A 21,227-nucleotide genomic window follows, 5' to 3' on the forward strand; every position below is an offset into this window, starting at 1 on the left:
GCCGTTGCGACACCAACCGGTGTCGGCCGCTGCTCGGCCGATGGCAGGTCGACGTCGCGTCGGGCGGGCGGTCCCTGCCTGTGGCGGAACTCGGTCGACCGGCAGGGCCGGTTCAGAGGGTGATGCGGAAGGGCTTGTCGCCCAGGGTGTTGTCGGGGGTCAGGGCGTCTGCGAAGGCGAGGGTGACGATGGTGTCCGGGGGCTGGGGGGCATCGGCCTTGGACTTGCTGCCCTTGATGATCACGGCGATCACGATGATGACGATGACCAGGACCGTGACGATGGCGGCGATCAGCCAGGCCGTCGTATTCGAATTGCGTTGCGGGGGAGCGTAGGTGGGGGGTGGGGTGGTTCGTGGTGTGTAGGACGGCGGATTGTACGTGGGAGCCGATGCGACCGCCGGGTTCGAGAAGCTTTGGGGGGCGGGCTGATTCGGGTAGGCCGGGGTGGATGGCGGCTGATTCGGAACCGGCTGGTTGGGGAAGGACGGGTTCGACGTGGGCGGGGCCGGGTATGCCGGGGACGGGTTGGGGTAGGACGGAGCCGGGCCCTGGTTCGTGTACGCCGGGCCCGGGCCCACGAGTGGGCGCGGAGTCGACGGAGTCGGGGTGGGTCCCTGCTGGATGATCGGCTGCGGCCGGACGGGGGTCGGTGGGCGCGGGGCGACGACGGGCTGCGGATGCGCGGGGGTCGGCGGGCGCGGGGGCGCGGCGGGGCGGGGCGCCTGGAGGGCGCGTTCGGCGGCGGTGGCGAATTCGACGCACGAGCGGTACCGGTCGGCCGGACGCTTGGAGAGCGCCTTGGTGAGGACCGCGTCGATGGTGCGCGGGAGGGCTTGGCGGAGCGGGCTCGCGGGCGGCGGCGGCTGCTGGAGGTGGCCGCGGATGACCGCGGCGGGGCTGGTGCCCTCGAACGGGACTGTGCCGGTGAGGAGTTGGAACAGCGTGCAGGCCAGGGAGTACTGGTCGGAGCGGCCGTCGAGGGACGCGCCGGTCAACTGCTCGGGCGAGGCGTAGGCGAGCGTGGCGGTGACCGTGCCGGTCTGGGTGAGGTGGCCGGTGTCGTCGCGCAGGCGGGCGATGCCGAAGTCGGTCAGGTAGACGCGTTCGCCGGAGCCGGTCTTGGACGACGAGCGGGCCAGCAGGATATTGGCCGGCTTCACATCGCGGTGCAGGACGCCCAGGCCGTGCGCGTAGTCGAGCGCCTTGGCGGTCTCGCCGATGATCTGGGCCGCGCGCAGCGGCGGCAGCGTGCCGGGGGTGATCGAGGAGGCGTTGATCCCGTCGATGTACTGCATGGAGATCCACAGCTGTTCGCCCTCGTCACCGCGGTCGTACACGGTGACGATATTCGGGTGGTCCAGCCGGGCGACCAGATCCGCCTCGCGGATGAAGCGGGCGCGAATCTCGTCGTCGGCGAACATCTCCTGATTCAGCAGCTTCAGCGCCGTCATACGCGGCAGCCGTGGATGCTTGGCCAGATACACCGAGCCCATGCCGCCGCGACCGAGCTCGCGTTCGATGACGTAACCGGCGAACACATCACCAGAGCGCAAATCAGCCCTCCGAATCTTCTTGGGCTTTCCATCATCCAGTGCATCTCATGGCTGGGTCACCACGTGGTGCGTGCCCATTATGTCTGGCAGTGCAGAGCCTTGTGTGCCCACGCCCCAACATCACCGCGATCCAGGGCCACCGCGAGCAGGTCGGGGAAGCGGTCCGGAGTGCAGGCGAAAGCGGGCACACCCAGGGCGGTGAGCGCTGCCGCATTGTCACGGTCGTAGGCCGGAGCGCCCTCGTCGGAGAGCGCCAGCAGCACCACCACCTGCACCCCGGCCTCCTTCATGGCACGAATGCGCCGCAGCATCTCCGCGCGGACACCGCCCTCGTACAGGTCGGAGATCAGCACGAACAGAGTGTCGGCCGGCCGGGTGATGAGCGATTGCGAGTAGGCGATGGCGCGATTGATATCGGTGCCGCCGCCGAGCTGCGTGCCGAACAGCACCTCCACCGGATCCGCCAGCTTCTCGGTGAGATCCACGACGGCGGTATCGAAGACCACCAGCGAGGTGCGTAGCGACCGCATGGACGCCAGCACCGCGCCGAACACCGAGGCGTACACCACGCTCGACGCCATGGATCCCGACTGGTCGATGGCCAGCACCACATCCCGCTTGACCGCCTGCGCCTTGCGCCCGTACCCGACCAGCCGTTCGGGCACCACGGTCCGATGCTCGGGCAGATAGTTCGCCAGGTTCTTGCGAATGGTCCGGTCCCAGTCGATATCCCGCAGCTTCGGCCGCGACACGCGCGCCGCCCGGTTCAGCGCCCCGCCCACGGCGGCCACGGTCGCCGCCGCGATCCGCCGCTCGATCTCCTTCACCACCTTCTCCACCACCATGCGGGCGGTGGCCTTGGTGGTCTCCGGCATCACCCGGTTCAGGCTCAGCAGCGTCCCCACCAGATGCACATCCGGCTCGACCGCCTCCAAAAGCTCGGGCTCGAGCAGCAATTCGGTGAGGTTGAGCCGATCCACCGCGTCCCGCTGCATCACCTCCACCACCGTCGACGGGAAGTACCGGCGGATATCGCCCAGCCACCGCGACACCTGCGGCGCGGAACCTCCGAGCCCGCCCGAGCGCCGCCCGCTCCCGCCTTGCCCGCCGGAATCGTAGAGCGCCCCCAGCGCCCGATCCATCGCCTGATCGTCGGCATTGCCCAGCCCGCCGCCCCCGAGCCCGGCCTCACCGGCGCTGCCGAGCACCAGCCGCCATCGCCGCCCCTGCGCCTCGTCGATCTCGTTCATGACAATCCCCTCGAACTGTTCAACTCGTATCGATGTGCCCGCCGCGAAGACCATCGCGTCCCAGGCGATTCGCCCTCGTGAGCGGCGCCCGTGCCCGGACCGCGCTTCCGGTCGGGGTGGGAACCTTCGGCAACGCCCCGGTTTCGATGTGCAGTCATCCCGCCACTCCGAGGATCTCGGCCGCCCCGCGCATGGCGAGCTCGCCGCGACCGGTGTCGTAGTCGGTGCCGCCGCTGGCCGAAGCCGTTGGCGCGCCGTGTCGTACGGCCTGGCCGATGGCCTGCCGCTCGCCGGATTCGAACGCTCCGAAGGTCCGGCGCAGCAGAGGCAGGGTAGCGACGAATTGCGCCTCGTCGAGCCCGCACAGCCAATCGTCGATGAGCGACAACAGGTTTCGGTCGTGGACCAGGAGCAGCCCGCGTCCGCCCAGGAAGCCGTCGATCCAGGCCGCCTTGTCGGGAGCGGTGCGCCCGACCGACAGCGCTGCGGATAGTCGGCGTCCGGATTCCGCGCCGTCGATGCGCTCGGCATCGCAGAGCAGGCGGACCGCGCGCCCGACGATCCCGCCGTTGACGTCATCGCGGTCGGCGAGGGTCTCCAGCGTGGACAGCCAAGTCCCGGTGGCCCATTCGTTGTCGCGAGCCGACAGCGCCAGATGCACCGCATCGATCTGAGTCCGCAGCGCGGCGGACGCGTCGGCATCCAGCCCGGTCACCGCGCCCGGCAGACCCGCGCAACTGCGAACCAGCAGACTGTCCGCCACCCGGGTCAGCGCCGCGCTGTCCGTGCCGCGCACATCGCCGTAGCGCACGATCCGCAGCAATCCGGGCAGCGCGGACATCAGATGGGTGACGTCGTGATCCAGCGCCGCAACCGATTCCAGCCTCGCGATGAGCCCATCGGTGGCCCCGCCGAGATCGGCCAGCAGCGCCTCCTCCAGCGCGGACGCCACCCGCCCGACCGTCGTGTCCGGATCCTGCGCCGTATCAAGGATTTTCGCCTCGGCCGCCGACTGCAGCGTGGTACCCCAGCGCGACGCCTCGACGATCGAGATCGCCAGCTCGGGCCGCCACCGCAGCGTCCATGTCTCCCGGAAGGTGCCGGTATTGCGCACCTGGCTGTCGGTCAGCTTGCCCCACCCGATGCCCAGCAGCCGAAGCCGGTGCAGCAGGCGCGATCTCGCCAGCCCGCCATCGGTGCGCAGATCCAGATCCACCGTGCGTTCCAGGGCCTGCTGCTTCAGCCGCAGCGTCCTGATCTGGGCCCGCAGATCCGCCTCCAGCGGCACCGTCGGCGTCCCGTCCGGGACCGTCCCCAGCGCCTCGCCCACCACCAGTTCGGTGCTGACCAGCCGCAACAGCGTCTCGTCGCCGTCGCACAGCACCGATCGGGTGGCCTCGGTGACCTCCGACAGCCCGGCCAGCGGTCGCCCCCGCAGGATCGCGAGAGTGTCGGCCAGTCGGACGGATTCGATGATGTGCGCGCTGGACACCGGCAGATCGTGGGCCCGCAGCGTGCCCGCCACCTTGGTCAGCCACCGGGCGATGGGCTGCTCGGTCTCGGTGAACAGGTGGTGGTACCAGCCCGGTGAGGTGATGCCCGCGCCGTAGCCGGACGAGCTCGCCAGCCGCGAATGCGTCCACGGCACCCAGGTCAGCGTGGCCTTGCTCTTCGGCATGCCCTTGAGGACCCGGGCATCGGCCGCCGCCGGGCCCAGTTTGCCCTCCAGGGCCGGCGCGTGCCATGCGCCGCACACCACGGCCAGCCGCTGTGCGCCGTCCTTCAAGGCCTTTCGCATGATCTGCCGCATGTGCGCCTCACGCCGCAACGTGTGCGCGTCCACCGTGATCCGCACCGATTCGATCGATACCGGCTCGTCCTCCGGGAGCGGTTCGCCCTCCTCCGCTGTCCCGGAATCCTCGACCGGGACAGCGGAATCGGATTCCCGGTCGGCGGGCGCACCGTCCAGATGGTCGGCGTGCTCCCGCAGGGCGCCCATGGCCTCGTTGACGGCAGCGAAGATGTCGGCGTCCGAGGCGGATTCGACGATGGCGTCCCACCAGCGTTCGGCGTCGTCGTACCCGGCGGCGGCCGCCAGGACGGCCAGCGGATCGGTCCGGTCGCCGGGCTCGTCCGCCACCGCGAGCGCGACAGTCGCGGGCAGATCGCAGAAGCCCACGGCCACACCGTTGTCCACCGCGTACCGCAGCGCCACCCACTCCGGCGAGAAGGTCGCGAAGGGCCAGAACGCGGCCTCGGCCGGGCTGTCGGGCTGATAGGCGAGCAGCGCCACCGGCGGCGACATCCCCTCGGCCGCAAGGTAACCGATGAGCGGATCGGCGTCGGACGGCCCCTCGATGAGGATGGCGTCCGGTCGGAACCGTGCCAGCGCCAGTGCCAGCGAGCGCGCCGAACCCGGCCCGTGGTGGCGGATGCCGAACACCCGCGTCTCGGTCGATACTCCGGCCTCGGTCGACACCGCGATGGCGGTCGTCATTGGTGCACCTCGCGGCAGGCCCGGTAGAAGTCGGCCCAGTCGGGGCGCTGGCGCACCACGGCCTCCAGATACTCCGTCCACACCACCTGATCGGCGACCGGATCCTTGACCACCGCGCCCAGCACTGCGCCCGCGATATCGGCGGGCCGCAGCACGCCGTCGCCGAAGTGCGCGGCCAGCGCTATGCCATTGGTGATCACCGAGATCGCCTCGGCCGTCGACAGCGTGCCCGTCGGCGACTTGAGTTTGGTGCGCCCGTCCTCGGTCATGCCCGAGCGCAGTTCGCGGAAGACCCGCACCACCCGCCGGATCTCCTCGGCCGCCGCGGGGACGGCGGGCAATTCCAGTGCGGCGCCGAGCTGTTCGACGCGGCGGGTCACGATGGAGACCTCCTCGTCCTCGCCGGCCGGCAGCGGCAGCACCACGGTATTGAACCGGCGGCGCAGCGCGGAGGAGAGTTCGTTGACGCCGCGGTCGCGGTCATTGGCGGTGGCGATCACATTGAAGCCCTTGGCCGCCTGCACCTCCATGCCCAGTTCCGGTACCGGCAGCGTCTTCTCCGACAGCACCGTGATCAGCGCGTCCTGCACGTCCGAGGGGATGCGGGTGAGCTCCTCGAGCCGCGCGATGGAGCCGGCGCGCATGGCGGTCATGATGGGCGAGGGCACCAGCGCGGCTTCGCTCGGACCCTCGGCCAGCAGCCGGGCGTAGTTCCAGCCGTAGCGGATGGCCTCCTCGGCGGTGCCGGAGGTGCCCTGCACCAGCAGCGTGGAATGCCCCGCGACGGCGGCCGAAAGGTGTTCCGACACCCACGTTTTCGCGGTGCCGGGCACGCCGATGAGCAGCAGGGCGCGATCGGTGGCGAGGGTGGCGACCGCGACCTCCATGAGCCGGCGCGGGCCCACGTACTTGGGGGTGATCACGGTGCCGTCGGCCAGCGTGCCGCCCAGCAGGTAGGTGACCACCGCCCACGGCGACAGCTTCCAGGAGGGCGGACGCGGGCGATCGTCGGTGGCGGCCAGGGCCTTCAGTTCGTCGGCGAAGGCCTGTTCGGCGTGCGGGCGCAGCAGGGCGTCCCGTTCCTGAGTCATGGTCACTGCAGCTCCTCGAGCATTGTCTTGCGGTCGATGAGGTCGTGGGCGAGCTGGTCGAAGGCCTGCTCCCAGTACGGATCCGCGCAGCGGCGGGCGATACCGGACACCATGCCCGCCACCGCCACCGGGAAGTGAGTGGACGCCGCGCGGAACAGCGTCCGATAGGAGCCGGGCACCAGGCTGGGCGCACCCGGCCGGTCGGCGCACAGCTGGGCGCGCTCGGTGAGCAGCCGCAGCACGTGCTCGGCCATCGGGCCGGGCCACGGATGCGGCATGGCGCGCAGCATGGATTCGATCTCGGCCAGCCAGCTGGAATCCAGGCCACGCAGGTAGCGCACCTGATCGGCCTCCGGCTGGAGCGCGAACAGCTCGCGCAGCTTGTCGGTGTCGGAGTCGCGGGCATCCGCACCGGAGACGGCCCCGAACAGCGCCCGCGCCCACTCCGGATTCCTTTGTGCCAGTGCGGCATCCGACCATCCCGCGATCATGGGGCCGCGCATGCCCTCGGCCATGGGCACCCGCACCGCCTCCTCGGCCGGGCCGAGCAGCCGCTCCCAGTGCCGCAGCGGCGTGGCGGCCACCACCCGGTGCAGCCATTCGGTGGACAGATCGGGGGCGCCGTCGGCGCGATAGGCGGTGTAGCCGAAGGAATCTCCGACACCGTCGCGCCGGGCCGCCTCGTCGAGGACGCCCGGGCCGGTGGTGACCACCTGCGGGCGCACCGGCCGGGAACCGAAACTCAGCCAGGCCGCGGCCCGGTCGGCCATCCGCCGCGCGAAGGCCGAATCCGGCAGCCGCCCCAGCAGATCCGCGGCCAGCCGGCGCACCTCCGCGCGCCGGTCGTCGAGGGCGGTCTCCAGCAGCGCCTCGTCGTCGAGCGAGAGCCCGTCCGCGAGCACCGCCAGCAGTTCCGCCTTGCCCGGCCCGGACTCGGTGCCCCAGGATCCCGCGAGCGCCGCCCGCGCGGCCGCCGCATCCCGCTGCCGCAGCTGCGACAGCCAGCTGCGCCGCTCCGCCGCCCGGCCGTGCGACCACACGCTCTCGTCCTCGGCGGCGGCCCGCACCAGCGACTTCCAGCCGGGATGCTGCGCGGCCAGCCAGCGACCCCGCGCACCCGCCAGCCGCAGCAGCGGTTCCCGATGCGACGCCAGCGCCTTGGCCCGATCCAGCAGGCCGCTGACCATTCCGTCCGGAGCGCGGAAGTCCCGCGGCCCGGCCAGCGCGAACCACTCGTCGAGGAACGGCGAATTGTCGGCCAGCATGTGGGTCAGCCGCGCACCCGCCGCGACCGGCAGCAACCGCCGGTCGTCATCGGCCGCGACCTCGCTGCGCTCCGCCGAGGTGGCCGATACGCCGCCGCGTGCGAAACAGTCCTGCAGCGCAATCGATTCCAGTAATACCGCGGCCCGATCCCCGGTCAACGCGGTCGTCGCGGCGGCGACCGGCGACGCCAATCCCGACAGGTCGGCCTGACGTCGCGCCGTACCGACGAGCGCCGCCGAAACCAGCTCGGCACTCCCGGCATCCTCGACGCCACCCCGTATCGGCATCGGATTCCCCTGCACCACACCGACATCCACCATGGCCCCGGCGGCGAGCGCCGCCACCGGCACCAACCCGTCCACCGTCCACTCGCCGATCACCGTGACCGGATGCCCACCGGAGAGCCCGAGCAGTCGCCACGGCTCACCCTCGGCGGTCGACACCGGCAGTGCATCGCCACCGGATTCCAGGATGTACCAGCCCTTTTCACCCCGAACAGGCACGACCTCGGCCAGCAACACCGGCCACGACCGCAGAAACGGATCGGCCCCCAACGCCCGCGCCTGCTCGGCGAGAGCAGCGGCAATGGTGCCGTTCTGGTTGTTGCCTTCGCCTCGGACGCCTGCGACGTCGTCGTCCGGGGAACCGGCCGTGTGCAGCGGGATGGTGGTGAAGGGTTCGGGGATGTCTTCGTGGCGGTCGCCCCAGAGGGCGCGCAGGGGTGTGGCGCTCGGGTAGAAGTGGAGGTTCGCGTCCACCTGGAAGCCGGGGGCCGGGGTGTCGTTCGGGAAGGCGGGGCTGCCGTAGTGGTGGTCGACGAGCAGGGCCCAGCGGCCGGATGTGCGGCCGCGCAACCAGACTCGGCGGGTGTAGAGGCCGTCCTCGGTGGTGGTTCGGATGCCCAGGACCAGCCAGCGGTCGCGGACCGCGGGTTCGGTACGGACCGTGTCGGCCGGCGTGGGGTACCCGATGTGGGTGCGCACGCTGGCGCGCAGGCCGGGGGAGAGGGTGTCGAGACGGGCGTGCGCGGTGGTCAGCAGGTGCAGGCGGGCGTATTCGCGCAGCAGTAGCCGAGGCCATTCGGAATGGGTGGTGGCGAGCGGTAACTGGCGCAGGGTCGCGGCGATTCCGGGAGCCTGCGCATCGACCATACGGGCCGCCACCGTCTCGAAGGCCCGGATCGACCGGTCCGACTGCGCGAGGCCGGTGCGCACCTGGTCGATGAGCCAGATGTCCAGATCGGCCAGACCCGCGGTGACCCGGGCGCGGCGCTGATCGGCGGTGGCCCCGGCGCCGCGGGCGGGTTTGGCCTCGGGCGCGGCCTGCCCGGCGGCGCGGGCGGCCCGGCCACCCAGCCAGTCGGCGGCGAAATCGGCCACGGTGTCCGCGGCGGGCACGTCACCCGCACTCCACGACAACAGTAGGGACAGTGCGTGTTTGCATGGAAACTTGCGACTCGGGCAGGTGCATTTGTACGCGGGCCCCGACAGATCCACGATGGTCTGATACGGTCGGCTGCCGCTGCCCTGGCACAGCCCCCACAGCGCGGTGTCGTGAATGCCGGTTCCGCTCCACTTGCCACGCAGCTTGCGCGCGGCGGTCAGCGATGCGGCGTCCGGCGCGAGTGAGCCGACGTGATCGGCGGTCCAAGCGGTGGTCATCCATCCCCCTTCCTCGGTTGAGCAAAGTTGTATCCGAGGGCACCGACAGATCCGGGCCATGAGCGGGCCCGCTCCAACGGCCGCGCGGGGCCCGCCCGGTAGGGTCTCGGACATGCCCCGCGTCGCGATCGAATACTGCACGCAGTGCCGCTGGCTGCTCCGCGCGAGCTGGATGGCTCAGGAGTTGCTCACCACCTTCGCCACCGATCTGTCCGAGGTCGCCCTCATCCCCGGCGAGGGCGGCGTCTTCCGCATTACCGTCGATCGGTCGGGATCGGTTCGGGTGGGCGTCGTGGCGAGGGCAGTCCCATCGCGAGTTCCCCCCGTCGGGCCGCCCGCCGCCACCGCTGTCCGGAGTCGATGGCACGCCGGATCTTGCGCACCGTGGGTACCTGTGTGAGCAGGTGTAGCTGATACCGCCACGGCATTTGCAGCCCGTGCCGAACCGACATCGCATAGGCGAACTGCACGGCACCGCTGTCGAGATACCGGTCGGCGTGTTCGAACCAGACCATGCTGGTACGGGCGGCGGCCTGTATCGGGCGCAGCGCAGCGCGCCGCTGCGCATCGTAGTTCTCCAGCGCGTCGGCGACCTCGGCGTGCTCGTACAGGTTCTGTGCGAGCACGACAGCGTCGACGATTGCCAGCCGGGTGCCCGAGCCGATGGTGAAGTGCGTCGTGTGCGCTGCATCGCCGAGCAACACCACGTTGTCGTGATACCAGGTCGTGTTGGTTACCTCGGGAAAGCGGCTCCACCTCGCGAACTCGCCGCGCGTCTTGCTGATCAACGAGTGACCGTCGAGCGGGCGCGAGAATATGTTCTCCAGAACACGCAGGTTCTCCAGGTTGTCCAGGGAATCGAATCCCAGTTCATGCCAAGTCTGCGGTTGGCACTCGACGATGCAGGTGCTGATTCTGTCGGCAATCGACGGGTAGGCATGGAACCAGATCCAACCGGCCGAGGTGTGTTCGAAGGCGAAGGTGAATCGGGTGAAGACTTTGTCCGTACCGAGCCAGATATATCGATTCTCGCCGAGTCTGACCGACGTGCCGAAACGGTGATCACCCAGCTGCCGTACCCGGCTGTTCGCGCCGTCGGAGGCGACGATGAGATCGATGTCGTCGAAGCCGGACAGATCGTGGACCTCTCGCCCGTGCTGGACATCGACGCCGAGGTCGCTCGCCCGTCGTGAAAGTGCGTCGAGCAATGCCCCGCGCCCCATGCTGAACCCGTAGCCCCCGAAATGTGCGGTCTGGTTGTCGCGCAAGTGGATTGCCTGTTCACGCCATAGGACCGACCCGGCGCGCACCGCCTGGGCGCTGTCGGGGTCATTCCGGTACAGAATGTCGAGCAGGTCGTCCCAATACACGACGCCCCAGCCATAAGTGGACCCGGGAGGATCGCGGTCGATCACCGTGATGTCATGGGCCGGGTCGCGCCGCTTCATCGAAATAGCGAAGTACAACCCGGCCGGCCCGCCACCGACACACACGATCTTCATCTCGTTACCAGCTCCAGCCCAGTTGGTCGAATCTGGCTCCACATGAGTGGTATTCGATGCGGCCGAGCCCGGCACGCTGTGCGTGTCCGGGCTCGATCACGGGCGCTAGAAGCTGCCCCAGCCACCCCAGCCGGGCAGGTTCCACCAGCCGGGATTCCATCCCCAGCCGTTGCCGTTTCCCCAGCCGTTTCCCCAACCCCAGCCGTTTCCCCAACCCCAGCCGTGGCCGCCACCCCAGCCGGGCCCGTTTCCCCAACCGTGGCCGCCACCCCAGCCGCCACCGCCACCCCAACCGCCACCGCCACCCCAACCGTGGCCGCCACCCCAACCAGGGTTGTCGACGAGTTGGGTGGCAGACGTGGGCGTCGTTGCTTGCGCGGGAGGCGTTTTTGCCGCGGCTGCGGCGAACGGAATCGCGGCAATTGCGGCTATGCCGGCGGCGGCCGCCAATCGTGCGAACCTTGTGCGTGAACTCTTTCTCTCGGTCATGATAGGGCTCCAGAAATGCTGTCCCGACCTGCTGGAAGTCTACGCGGTTTCGCTGAACTCTAGAAGACGCCGCCTTGGCCCATATATAATGCCCGCCGCATTCCCGCCGTTGCCCAATCCGAGGATGCCCGCGTACTCCGCGGCAGAGGCCGGATCAGCTACAGCAGCCGCCACCACAGCAGCCGCCACCACTCGACGGTGCCGGCGCGGGCGCGGGCGAGGCGCCGCCACGTGTCACGGTCCCGAAGGTGGTCAGGAGTTTGACGGTGTCGTCATGGCCCACCGGGCAGGTCGCCGGGGCGGACGCCTCGGCCATGGGACGGGTCAGCTCGAAGGTGTCGCCGCAGCTGCGGCATCGATACGCGTAGCTCGGCACCCGCCCAGCGTAGACGACACCCGGGCGCACCGGCGGTGCGCTGACGTCGATCCCGAGTTGCACCCGGGACCACCCAGTACCCTCGATTTACGGAGTACGAGGAGGTGTGGTGTGAGCACTCGATTCTTCGACACGCTGTCGGAACGTGATCGCGCGCCGGTTGCGCGGACCGCGAACGGCGAGGTGTCCGGTGTGCTGGACGGTGCGGTGGCGCTGTGGCGCGGCATTCCCTACGGGGCCAGCACGGCCGGGCCCAATCGCTTCCGATTGCCGCAGCCCACGCAATCCTGGACCGGCGTCCGCGAATGCGTGCGCTTCGGTGACGTGGCGCCGCAGACCCCGGGGTTCGTACCCGTCGACGCCAACCTGCGCATGGGTGAGAACTGCCTCTGGCTCAATGTCTGGGCCCCGGCCGCCGACGCGGACGAACTCCGCCCGGTCATGGTGTGGCTGCACGGAGGCGCCTTCTGCCTGGGCACCGCCGCCCAGGCCATCTACGACGGGCGGCGGCTGGCCGAGACCGGCGACGTGATCGTGGTCGCCGTCAACTACCGGCTCGGCGCGCTGGGCTTCCTCGACCTGTCCTCGCTCGGCGACGAATTCGTCCCGAATCTGGGCTTGCACGACCAGATCGCCGCCCTGCAGTGGGTGCGCGACAATGCCGCTGCCTTCGGCGGCGATCCGGGCAATGTCACCATCTTCGGCGAATCCTCCGGCGCGGGCTGTGTCACCGCGCTGCTCACCTCACCGCTGTCGGCGGGCCTGTTCCACCGTGCCATCGCCCAATCCCCGCCTGCCACCACGGTTTTCGGGCCCGAGCGCGCCGCCGTGGTGACCAAGCGTTATCTGGAACTGCTGGAGCTGACCCCCGACCATTCGGCCGAGCTGCTCACCATGCCCATCGAACGCATCGTGACCGCGGCCGGCGCCCTGCTCGACGAGGTGCCGCTGCGCGAACCCGGCCGGCTGGCCGCCGCGCCCGTGGTCGACGGCAACCTGCTGCCCGCCTACCCGAGCGAGCGCTTCCAGCAGGGCCGTTCCCACCGGGTGCCGCTGATCATCGGCACCAACAAGGACGAGGCCTCGCTGTTCCGGCTGTTCCGCTCGCCCATCATGCCGGTCACCCCGGATGCGGTGAACGCCATGCTGCGCGGGGTGGCCGCCGAACACCCCGGCCTGTCGGCGGAACGGCTGGCGGAGATCGCCTCCGCCTACGAGTCCAGCACCCCGCGCGGCGCGCTCACCATGTCCACCGACGCCGCCTTCCGCATGCCCTCGCACTGGGTGGCCGACGCGCATTCGGCGCACTCGCCGACCTGGATGTACCGCTTCGACCACGCCACCCCGATGCTCAAGGCCGCTCGGGTCGGCGCCGGCCACGCCACCGAATTGCCCTATGTCTTCGGCAATTTCGGCTCCTTCGACTACGACCCCACCTTCTGGCTGGGCGGACGCAAAGCGGCACAGGAGGTCTCGGGCCGCATGATGCGCCGCTGGCTGGCCTTCGCCGAATACGGCGTGCCCGCCGCCATCGACGGCTCCAAGCACTGGCCGCCCTACAGTGCCGCGACCCGCACCACCCTGGTCATCGACAATGTGGACCGCGTCATCGACGATCCCGACCGCGATCGCAATACCGTATGGGGCGACGACGTGGTCGGGTTCTACTGAGCCACAACCGATCCCACGGTGGGCCGTAATCGGTCACACGGTGGCGGTGGCGCGCCGGCCCAGCCGGGCGGGCATGTGCGCGTAGCCGTGCAGGGTGTAGAGCCGGCGGCGTTCGGGCGTGCCCGCCAGGGTGAGATCGGGGAAGTTGTCGAACAGCGCGCGCAGCGCGTACACGCCCTCCATCCGGGCCAGGCTCGCGCCCAGGCAGGTGTGGATGCCGCTGGAGAAGGTCAGGTGCTCGCGGGCGTCGGCGCGGGTGATGTCGAAGCGGTTGGGGTTCTCGAACTTGTTCGGATCCCGGTTCGCGCCCGCCAGCGACATCACGAGCACCGTGCCCGCCGCGAGCCGGAAATCACAGACCTCTGCGTCGCACAGGGCGATTCGGGCGGTCATGGTGACCGGCGGGTCGAAGCGCAGGATCTCGTCCACCGCCTGCGGCCACAGGTCCGGGTCCGCGCGCAGCATGGCCAATTGCTCGGGATGCGACAGCAATTGGACGATGCCGTTGCCGATCAGGTTGACGGTGGTCTCGAACCCCGCGCCCATCAGCAGGCTCGCGGTCGCCTTGAGCTCGCGCTCGTTCAGTTCCCCGGCCGTCACCAGGCTGGAGAGGATGTCCTCGCCGGGTGCGCGCCGCAGCTCGGCCAGGTGGTCGTTCAGATAGCTGTCCATGACACCCATGGCCGTGTAGGCATCGCGCCAGGACCGCCAGGAGATGCCGATGTCCAGCAGCGGGCTGGCCGCGTCACCCCAGCTGAGGAACTCGTCGCGGGAGGCGTGCGGGAAGCCCAGCATCTCGGTGATGATCGCGATCGGCACCTGCTGGGCGAAGGCCGCGATGAGGTCGGCGGAGCCGTTCGGCGGCAGCGCGTCGAGCAGCTCGGCGGTCACCGACTCCACCCGGTCGCGCAGCCGGCCGATGGCGCGCGGGGTGAACGCCGCCGACACCGACTTGCGGATGCGGGTGTGATCCGGCGGATCGATCATCAGCATCGACGGCGGTTCGACCGGATTGGGCGGGGTCTGCGCCCGCTTCAGCCGGTCGCGCAGCCATGCCGGCATATCCACGCCATCGGGCCCGAACGCGCCGAAGCGGTTGTCACGCAGGATGGCCCGGGTCAGCTCGTAGTCGGCGGTGGCCCAGGTGTACGGGTTGTGCACCAGGCGCCCGCGGCGGCGAATCTCCTCGATCTGCGGGTACGGGTCGTGCAGCGCGCCCGAGGTGGTGATCAGTTTCGCGAACGGGTTGTCCCGGCGGGCCTGCAGTCGCAGCGCCAACCGCGGGGCACCGTGTTCGACCAGCCATCGGGTCCAGTATCGCGGACTCATCATCGCGGGACTCCCTCGTCGTCGGATGATTCCACGGTACGGAAACCTCCGCGGGCGAGAAACATCCCGAGGAGGGAAAAGGCCCTCCTACCGCGGTAGGAGGGCCGTGCTCGGGAAAGGCGTGCTCAGCGGCGCTGGGCGGTCACCCGCTCCGAAGTGATGCGGCGTTCCTGGGCGGCCGGGTCGGGATTGGCGACCTGGACCAGCGAGGCGCCTACGGCCAGCACCGCGACGAGTCCGTCGACGAGTTCGGCCGGGGTGTCCCAGGCCGCGGTCGACAGTACCCGGTCCTCGGCGGTGAAGCCTTGGCGGGCAGCGGATTTGCGGGCCTCGTCGAGGACCGCGGAGACCGAGGTGCCGTCGAGCGCGCAGCCGATGCCGCGCGGATGAAACTGGTCGCCGTGCACGCGCACCGACGTGGCGTAGTCGGTGACGCCGATCGGCAGATCGCGCACCGGCATGCCCATCGGATCCAGGGACAGGGCGGCGACCTCCGCGATCCCGTCGGCCTCGTCGATGCGGTCGGCGGTGACCAGCGCCAGCTCGGCGTCGGGATCGGCGTGCAGCACCACCTCCACACCCGCCCACCAGCAGCCCAGCAGTACGGCCGCGGTCTGCCAGTGCGCCGGGAGCAGCACCGCGACCCGGGCGCCGGAGGACAGCCCGAACTCGTCGCGAATCATATTGGCGGTCTTGGCCGCCCAGTTGGCCAGCGTCAGCGTGGACAACTCGATCCGCGCGCCCGTGGCGTCGTCGTAGTAGGTGATGCGCGGGCCCGCAGGATCGCGGGCGAGGATGGGGTCGAGTACCGCTTCGGTGAGGGTCTCGTTCAGTTCACGCATTTCGGTCCGTTCGTACCGGCGTCGATGGGTGGGGCGGGCGGCACCGGCGTCGCGGTCGTACTGCTTCCGGAGAAGTCGAAGGTGGCGCTGCCGGTCGCCGAACCCGGACCAGCGTAGTCAGTCGCCAGCACCACGCGAACCGCCCCCTCGGGCAGTCCCGATTCCGCCATCACCGGCAGCCCGCCCAGCGCCTGCGCCACTGCCCTCGCTTTGGCGTCGCCGCCCGAGGACGCCAGCACCCGGCTGCTCTGGATCGGGCCGCCGATCCAGTTGTCCACCGTGCCGGTGCGGAAACCCTTGGCCGCCAGCGCCTGCGCCGCCTGCGCGGCCAGACCACCGGTGCCCGAGGCGTTGTAGACGTCGACGGTCACCGTGAACGGGTCCACCCCGCCCTCGGTCCGGGCGTCATCGTTGCCGACCGCCCTGGCCACATACTGGTGCACCGCCGCCGGATCCACCCGGACCACGGATTCGCCATCCTCGGTCCAGCCGTTGAGGTCCTTGACCGGGATGGTCTCGAACTTCACTTGGCCGCCGGACAGATCCTGCAGCTCGTGCAGAAAGCTGATCACATCCCAGCCGGCGTCGAGCACGATGGTGCGGCCGACGGCATCGCTGAGCTCCTTCAACCGGCCGGGGCTGGTGAGCGTCCTGGCGCTGAGCACCTGGTGCACCAGCTGCGCCATGTACACCTGCTGGCGCACGATGCGGTCCAGGTCGCCGCGCGGCAGCTCGTGGCGCTGGCGCACGAAGCTCAAAGCCTGTGCGCCATCGAGCTTCTGCTGCCCGGCGGGGAAATCCGCGCCAGAAAGCGGTTCGTCCACCGGATTCTTCAGGCACACCTCGACGCCGCCGACGGCATCGGTGAGCAGTACGAACCCCAGCAGCCCGACCTCGGCGTAGTGGTCGACGGTGATGCCGGTGAGGTTTGCCACCGTCTTGACCAGCGCCTGCCGCCCGGCCAGTGTCGACTGACGGTCGGCCTCGCCGGGATCGGTGCCCTTGTTGATCAGCTTCTGCTGCGTGGTCGCCTTGGTGACGCCATAGGCGGAGTTGATCTTGCCCATGCCCAGGCCGGGGATATCGACGTAGGAGTCGCGGGGGATCGAGATGGCGGTCGCCGAGCTGCCGTCGTTGGGCACCCGGATGAGCACGATGGTGTCGGTGTTGAGCCCGCCCTCGGCGTCGTCGCCGGCGTGCAGCATGGCCAATTCGCCTGAGGTGAGCGGGTTTCCGTGGGCGTCGGTGCGGGAGTCGATGCCGACCACCAGGATGTCGGTCGCGCCGTCGGCCCGGTCGCCCCCGAGTCCCAGATTGCCGATCCGCTCGATGCCCGACACCAGCTGATCCACGCTGCGCCAGCCCAATCCGGTCACCGTCAGCACCAGCACCGAGATCACGGCGGCCAGCACGCGGCCCGGACCGCCGAGCCATCGCCCACGCGTTCCCATGCCGGAGCGCGGTGGTAGCGGCGCGGATGCCCACGTACGGTCCGGCAACCCGACCTCCCTTTCGCGTCTTCGGCCGAGCGGACCCCGATGAGCGAGGTCACGTCGATGGGAATGCCCCCGCCAGTCAGGCTAGTGGTGGTAGCCGTGATGTTGCCGTATCACCGGCTCCGTGAGTCGTGCAGGGTCCGTGCCAGACTGACAGCCGTGACCGCCCATGACGTGAGCCCGACCGCCGGCCGACCGCGCCCGGATTCCGCGCGACTGCTGGTGACGGGCGCGCGCGGTCAGCTCGGGCGCGCGGTGATGACGCTCGCGCCCGGTGCGCGTGGCGTGGCCCACACCGATCTCGACATCACCGCCGCCGATGCCGTGCGCAAGCTGGTGAATCCCGGTGACGTGCTGATCAACTGCGCCGCCTACACCGCCGTCGATCGGGCCGAGACCGACGTGGACGCGGCCTTCGCGGTGAACGCCACCGGGCCGGGCGTGCTGGCCCGGGTGTGCGCCGAGAACGGCGCGCGCCTGATTCACGTCTCCACCGACTACGTCTTCCCCGGCACCGGCGCGCACCCGTACGAACCTGACGATCCGACCGGACCGGCCACGGTTTACGGGCGGTCGAAACTGGCTGGGGAGCAAGCGGTTCTGGAGTTCGCGCCCGACGCGGACATCGTGCGCACCGCGTGGGTCTACACCGGTGCGGGCGTCGACTTCGTGGCCACCATGCGGCGGCTGGAACGCGAGCGCGACACCATCACCGTGGTGCGCGACCAGATCGGCTCGCCCACCTACGCGCCCGATCTCGCGGCGGGCCTGCTGGAATTGGCGGGCCGGCCCGGCAATCCCGCTACACCTCGAATCCTGCACGCCACCAATGCAGGCCAGGCCAGTTGGTTCGATCTGGCCCGGGCCGTCTTCACCGGCCTCGGCGCGGACCCGGAACGCGTACTGCCCTGCGGCACCGAAAATTTCCCGAGACCCGCTCCGCGCCCGGCGTATTCGGTACTTTCGGGCAATTCGTGGGCCGCTGCGGGCCTGTCGCCACTGCGTCACTGGAAGCAGGCACTGAACGACGCACTGGCCGCCATCTCCGACTATCCTGGGCCCCCGTGAGCCCCTCGGATTCTGTCGGACAACCCCCCGCCGCGGAGAAAAAACCGCAGCTGGCCGTCGTCACGGTGACCTACTCGCCCGGCGAGCACCTGGAACACTTCATCAGCACGCTGACCACCGCCACCGGTGAAAAGCCGCAGGTCATCCTGGCCGACAACGGTTCGGTGGACGGCACCCCGGAAATGGCCGCCGAGGCCAACGCCCATGTGCGCCTGCTGCGCACCGGCGGCAATATCGGCTACGGCGGCGCCATCAACCGCGCGGTCGCCGAGATCGACCCGGACATCGAATTCATCGTCATCGCCAACCCGGACGTGCGCTGGGGCACCGACTCCATCGACGAGCTGCTGGCGGCGGCCCGCCGCTGGCCGCGCGCCGGCGCCCTGGGCCCGATGGTGCTCGAGCCGGACGGCAGCACCTATCCGTCCGCGCGCTCGGTGCCCGGCATCGCCGACGGCGCCGGCCACGCCATCCTGGGCAGCATCTGGCCCAAGAACCCGTGGACCCTGCGCTACCGCCAGGACAACGAGGAGATCTCCGAGCGCTCGGTCGGCTGGCTGTCGGGCTCGTGCCTGCTGGTGCGCCGCGCCGCGTTCGACTCCATCGACGGTTTCGACTCCCGCTACTTCATGTACATGGAGGACGTCGACTTCGGTGATCGCATGGGCAAAGCAGGCTGGCACAATGTCTTCGTGCCGTCCGCGGAGGTCACGCACGCCAAGGGGCATGCCGCGGGTCGTCATCCGGAGACCATGCTGCCCGCGCACCACGCCAGCGCCTATCGTTTCCAGGCCGATCGGCATCCGCACTGGTGGCAGGCTCCGCTGCGAGTCGCGCTGAAGGCTGGACTTGCGATCCGATGCCGGCTTGCGGTTCGATCCGCACTGCGTGAACGTGATCGAAACGAGGTTGTTTAACATCGCGGGCGCGCATTCCTGACAACCTGACAACAGGGGAGAAGATGGCGAACAGCGGTAGTACCGCCGGGTCCACGGACGCGGTGATCCTGGTCGGAGGCCAGGGCACCCGCCTGCGTCCGCTGACCTTGTCCGCCCCCAAGCCGATGCTGCCCACGGCCGGACTGCCGTTCCTGCAGCATCTGCTGGCCCGCATCGCCGATGCCGGCATCACTCACGTGGTGCTCGGCACCTCCTACAAGGCGGAGGTGTTCGAGGAGCACTTCGGTGACGGCTCCGACCTCGGCCTCGAGCTCGAATACGTCACCGAGACCGAACCGCTGGGCACCGGCGGCGGCATCCGCAATGTGCTGCCCAAGCTGCGCGCCGACACCGTCCTGGTGTTCAACGGCGACGTACTCGGCGGCACCGACCTCGGCAGCGTCCTCGAGACGCACTACACCTCCGGCGCGGACGTCACCCTGCACCTGGTGCGGGTGAGCGACCCCCGCGCCTTCGGCTGCGTCCCCACCGACGAGAACGGCCGGGTCACCGCGTTCCTGGAGAAGACCCAGGATCCGCCGACCGATCAGATCAACGCGGGCTGCTACGTCTTCCGCCGCGAGTACATCGAGAAGATCCCCGCCGGCCGTCCGGTCTCGGTCGAGCGGGAGACCTTCCCGTCCCTGCTCGCCGAGGGCGCGCACATCCAGGGCCACGTGGACATCTCCTACTGGCGTGACATGGGCACCCCCGAGGACTTCGTCCGCGGCTCGGCCGACCTGGTCCGCGGCATCGCCCCGTCCCCGGCCCTGCCGGGCCAGCGCGGCGAATCCCTGGTCCATCCGGGTGCGGGTGTCGCCCCCGGCGCCCTGCTCATCGGCGGCACGGTCGTCGGCCGCGGCGCCGAGGTCGGCGCGGGCGCCCGCCTCGACGGCGCGATCCTCTTCGACGGCGCACGCGTGGAAGCCGGTGCCACCGTGGAGCGTTCGATCATCGGCTTCGGCGCCCGCATCGGCCCGCGCGCCCTGGTCCGCGACGCCGTCATCGGCGACGGCGCGAACGTCGGCGCCCGCTGCGAACTCCTCCGCGGCGCCCGCATCTGGCCCGGCGTCGACATCCCCGACGGCGGCATTCGCTTCTCCACCGACGTCTGACCCCCGAAACCCCCGACCGGCCGTCCACCTCCCCGAGGTGAACGGCCGATCGTGTTCGGGCATCACGATATTCGCGGGGAGGTGGCGGTGATTCTCCCGAATCGATTGCGGCCAAAGGTGATTCGCATGCACAGCATGAGCTGGTGTCCGGCATTGCCGCCCCGGTGGGAGTCGGCGAGGGTCCTCTCACCACCCAGCACTGTCGAGCGCGGCGAATGACCCGAGCAAGTCATCGAGTAGGCGGTGAGTGGGTCATCGCCAGTGAGAGCCTCGAGTTCGCGAGTGATGCGGTGCCGAATCGTGACTCAGCGCTCCCACTTGCCGGGGTTGAGGTGGAACTGGACCAGTGCGGTGGCGTGACCGTGGCCCAGCTCGTGTTCGGTCTTCAGCCAGTCCACCAGGTCCTTGTGCCCGGTGAGTTCGGAGGTGGTCAGTGCGGCGAACCATTCGTCCACGGGGCGACCGTATTTGGCCTCGATGGAGGGGAAGTACGAGGCCGGGGCCGTGGGGCTTGGTGGTCGCCAGGATCATCTCCTTGCGCTGTGGTGTCGAAGGGATCGACGGTGCGGCGCGGGCGAATTCATCGCGGTATGACGCGGGTCATGCGGTGATGGCGCGGTCGGCGGTGGCCGTGCGCTCGTTCACCAGGAGCAGGCCGGTGGCTGCGACCAGCGCGGCGGTCACGCCGTGGACGCCGAAGGCCGTGGCTGTCGAGCCGTCGTGGCGCAGGATGGTGAGCATGTCGCCGGTGGGGATGGTGGCCATGACCAGCATGGCGATGCCCAGCGAGTAGCGCTGGCGAGCGGCGAGCAGGGCCACGATGAGCAGTCCGCAGGCGGCATCGCGGACGCCCTTCACGTTCAGGAAGTCGGCGGCTTCACCGGTGGGCGAGACCCGCATGCCGAAGGTGGGCGCCGCGGCCTGCGGGTCGATCAGGTAGCGGAAGCCGATGTAGGTGATGAAGCCGGCTCCGGCGACGGCGAGGGTGGTGGCGATGCGCGAGGTGAGGCGTGAGGTGATCATGTGGGGTGCTCCAAATTCTAGCTGCGCTAACTGATGAAGCAACGCTAACCGGTTCGTC

Annotated in this window: 16 protein-coding genes and 2 pseudogenes; 5 read left to right on the top strand and 13 right to left on the bottom strand. The window is 69.9% G+C overall.

Going from position 1 to position 21,227, the window contains the following annotated elements; all coding sequences use genetic code 11:
* Window positions 1-112: 112 nt before the first annotated feature.
* The 5 genes from ABZ909_RS20775 to ABZ909_RS20795 form a co-directional block, all read right to left on the bottom strand.
* On the bottom strand, window positions 113-1,555 hold the full coding sequence (locus ABZ909_RS20775) for a protein kinase (RefSeq protein ID WP_357001994.1): 1,443 nt from the start codon (window positions 1,553-1,555) through the stop codon (window positions 113-115).
* 77 nt (window positions 1,556-1,632) lie between these two features.
* On the bottom strand, window positions 1,633-2,805 hold the full coding sequence (locus ABZ909_RS20780) for a VWA domain-containing protein (protein ID WP_357001996.1): 1,173 nt from the start codon (window positions 2,803-2,805) through the stop codon (window positions 1,633-1,635).
* Window positions 2,806-2,959: 154 nt separating this feature from the next.
* Window positions 2,960-5,302 carry a DUF5682 family protein gene (locus tag ABZ909_RS20785; protein ID WP_357001999.1) on the bottom strand — a complete coding sequence of 781 codons (2,343 nt, stop codon included), beginning with the start codon at window positions 5,300-5,302 and terminating at the stop codon, window positions 2,960-2,962.
* Window positions 5,299-6,393: an AAA family ATPase gene (locus ABZ909_RS20790; RefSeq protein ID WP_357002289.1), complete on the bottom strand. Its 1,095-nt coding sequence runs from the start codon at window positions 6,391-6,393 to the stop codon at window positions 5,299-5,301. The genes ABZ909_RS20785 and ABZ909_RS20790 overlap by 4 nt, the downstream gene beginning before the upstream one ends.
* A gap of 2 nt (window positions 6,394-6,395) precedes the next feature.
* Entirely contained in the window at window positions 6,396-9,320 is a 2,925-nt protein-coding gene (locus ABZ909_RS20795; RefSeq protein WP_357002002.1) for an SWIM zinc finger family protein, read from the bottom strand.
* Window positions 9,321-9,432: 112 nt separating this feature from the next.
* On the opposite strand from ABZ909_RS20795, the gene ABZ909_RS20800 reads away from it, so the two are divergent.
* The gene (locus tag ABZ909_RS20800) at window positions 9,433-9,720 is read left to right on the top strand and encodes a SelT/SelW/SelH family protein (RefSeq protein ID WP_357002004.1); all 288 of its coding nucleotides are present in this window, start codon (window positions 9,433-9,435) and stop codon (window positions 9,718-9,720) included.
* A gap of 157 nt (window positions 9,721-9,877) precedes the next feature.
* Here the strand turns inward: ABZ909_RS20800 and ABZ909_RS20805 are convergent.
* The 3 genes and pseudogenes from ABZ909_RS20805 to ABZ909_RS20815 form a co-directional block, all read right to left on the bottom strand.
* Window positions 9,878-10,822, bottom strand: a pseudogene (locus ABZ909_RS20805) (FAD-dependent monooxygenase); the annotation flags it as partial.
* A gap of 105 nt (window positions 10,823-10,927) precedes the next feature.
* Window positions 10,928-11,311, bottom strand: a complete 384-nt coding sequence (locus tag ABZ909_RS20810) for a hypothetical protein (RefSeq protein WP_357002007.1) — start codon at window positions 11,309-11,311, stop codon at window positions 10,928-10,930.
* Window positions 11,312-11,465: 154 nt separating this feature from the next.
* Complete coding sequence (locus ABZ909_RS20815) at window positions 11,466-11,750, bottom strand: zinc ribbon domain-containing protein (RefSeq protein WP_357002010.1); 285 nt, start codon at window positions 11,748-11,750, stop codon at window positions 11,466-11,468.
* Window positions 11,751-11,822: 72 nt separating this feature from the next.
* On the opposite strand from ABZ909_RS20815, the gene ABZ909_RS20820 reads away from it, so the two are divergent.
* On the top strand, window positions 11,823-13,358 hold the full coding sequence (locus ABZ909_RS20820) for a carboxylesterase/lipase family protein (protein WP_357002291.1): 1,536 nt from the start codon (window positions 11,823-11,825) through the stop codon (window positions 13,356-13,358).
* 33 nt (window positions 13,359-13,391) lie between these two features.
* Here ABZ909_RS20820 and ABZ909_RS20825 read toward each other — a convergent pair whose 3' ends face one another.
* The 3 genes from ABZ909_RS20825 to ABZ909_RS20835 all read right to left on the bottom strand — a co-directional run bounded on the left by ABZ909_RS20825 (window position 13,392) and on the right by ABZ909_RS20835 (window position 16,980).
* Complete coding sequence (locus ABZ909_RS20825) at window positions 13,392-14,687, bottom strand: cytochrome P450 (RefSeq protein WP_357002293.1); 1,296 nt, start codon at window positions 14,685-14,687, stop codon at window positions 13,392-13,394.
* A 125-nt stretch (window positions 14,688-14,812) separates the two neighbouring features.
* Window positions 14,813-15,529: a TIGR03089 family protein gene (locus ABZ909_RS20830; RefSeq protein ID WP_357002012.1), complete on the bottom strand. Its 717-nt coding sequence runs from the start codon at window positions 15,527-15,529 to the stop codon at window positions 14,813-14,815.
* Window positions 15,517-16,980 (bottom strand): LCP family protein, encoded by a 1,464-nt coding sequence (locus ABZ909_RS20835; RefSeq protein WP_357002014.1) that lies wholly within the window; start codon window positions 16,978-16,980, stop codon window positions 15,517-15,519. The genes ABZ909_RS20830 and ABZ909_RS20835 overlap by 13 nt, the downstream gene beginning before the upstream one ends.
* A gap of 204 nt (window positions 16,981-17,184) precedes the next feature.
* Between ABZ909_RS20835 and rfbD the strand changes: the two genes are divergently transcribed.
* The 3 genes from rfbD to ABZ909_RS20850 are packed head-to-tail and all read left to right on the top strand — an operon-like array spanning window position 17,185 to window position 20,146.
* Complete coding sequence (gene rfbD / locus ABZ909_RS20840; protein WP_357002017.1) at window positions 17,185-18,093, top strand: dTDP-4-dehydrorhamnose reductase; 909 nt, start codon at window positions 17,185-17,187, stop codon at window positions 18,091-18,093.
* On the top strand, window positions 18,090-19,010 hold the full coding sequence (locus ABZ909_RS20845) for a glycosyltransferase family 2 protein (protein ID WP_357002020.1): 921 nt from the start codon (window positions 18,090-18,092) through the stop codon (window positions 19,008-19,010). The genes rfbD and ABZ909_RS20845 overlap by 4 nt, the downstream gene beginning before the upstream one ends.
* A gap of 44 nt (window positions 19,011-19,054) precedes the next feature.
* Window positions 19,055-20,146 carry an NDP-sugar synthase gene (locus ABZ909_RS20850; protein WP_357002022.1) on the top strand — a complete coding sequence of 364 codons (1,092 nt, stop codon included), beginning with the start codon at window positions 19,055-19,057 and terminating at the stop codon, window positions 20,144-20,146.
* A gap of 305 nt (window positions 20,147-20,451) precedes the next feature.
* Here ABZ909_RS20850 and ABZ909_RS20855 read toward each other — a convergent pair.
* Both ABZ909_RS20855 and ABZ909_RS20860 read right to left on the bottom strand, forming a co-directional pair.
* Window positions 20,452-20,646: pseudogene (locus ABZ909_RS20855) on the bottom strand (DUF4287 domain-containing protein); the annotation flags it as partial.
* Between the two features lie 100 nt (window positions 20,647-20,746).
* Complete coding sequence (locus ABZ909_RS20860) at window positions 20,747-21,169, bottom strand: DUF4267 domain-containing protein (RefSeq protein ID WP_357002024.1); 423 nt, start codon at window positions 21,167-21,169, stop codon at window positions 20,747-20,749.
* Window positions 21,170-21,227 lie beyond the last annotated feature (58 nt).

This window comes from Nocardia sp. NPDC046763, from assembly GCF_040645495.1.
GTDB lineage: Bacteria > Actinomycetota > Actinomycetes > Mycobacteriales > Mycobacteriaceae > Nocardia.

Excerpts from the sequence above, each read along its gene's own strand:
- ABZ909_RS20780 (WP_357001996.1), bottom strand. The coding sequence starts at position 2,805 with ATGAACGAGATCGACGAGGCGCAGGGGCGGCGATGGCGGCTGGTGCTC.
- ABZ909_RS20785 (WP_357001999.1), bottom strand. The coding sequence starts at position 5,302 with ATGACGACCGCCATCGCGGTGTCGACCGAGGCCGGAGTATCGACCGAG.
- ABZ909_RS20790 (WP_357002289.1), bottom strand. The coding sequence starts at position 6,393 with ATGACTCAGGAACGGGACGCCCTGCTGCGCCCGCACGCCGAACAGGCC.
- ABZ909_RS20795 (WP_357002002.1), bottom strand. The coding sequence starts at position 9,320 with ATGACCACCGCTTGGACCGCCGATCACGTCGGCTCACTCGCGCCGGAC.
- ABZ909_RS20800 (WP_357002004.1), top strand. The coding sequence starts at position 9,433 with ATGCCCCGCGTCGCGATCGAATACTGCACGCAGTGCCGCTGGCTGCTC.
- ABZ909_RS20810 (WP_357002007.1), bottom strand. The coding sequence starts at position 11,311 with ATGACCGAGAGAAAGAGTTCACGCACAAGGTTCGCACGATTGGCGGCC.
- ABZ909_RS20825 (WP_357002293.1), bottom strand. The coding sequence starts at position 14,687 with ATGAGTCCGCGATACTGGACCCGATGGCTGGTCGAACACGGTGCCCCG.
- ABZ909_RS20830 (WP_357002012.1), bottom strand. The coding sequence starts at position 15,529 with ATGCGTGAACTGAACGAGACCCTCACCGAAGCGGTACTCGACCCCATC.
- ABZ909_RS20835 (WP_357002014.1), bottom strand. The coding sequence starts at position 16,980 with ATGGGAACGCGTGGGCGATGGCTCGGCGGTCCGGGCCGCGTGCTGGCC.
- ABZ909_RS20850 (WP_357002022.1), top strand. The coding sequence starts at position 19,055 with ATGGCGAACAGCGGTAGTACCGCCGGGTCCACGGACGCGGTGATCCTG.
- ABZ909_RS20860 (WP_357002024.1), bottom strand. The coding sequence starts at position 21,169 with ATGATCACCTCACGCCTCACCTCGCGCATCGCCACCACCCTCGCCGTC.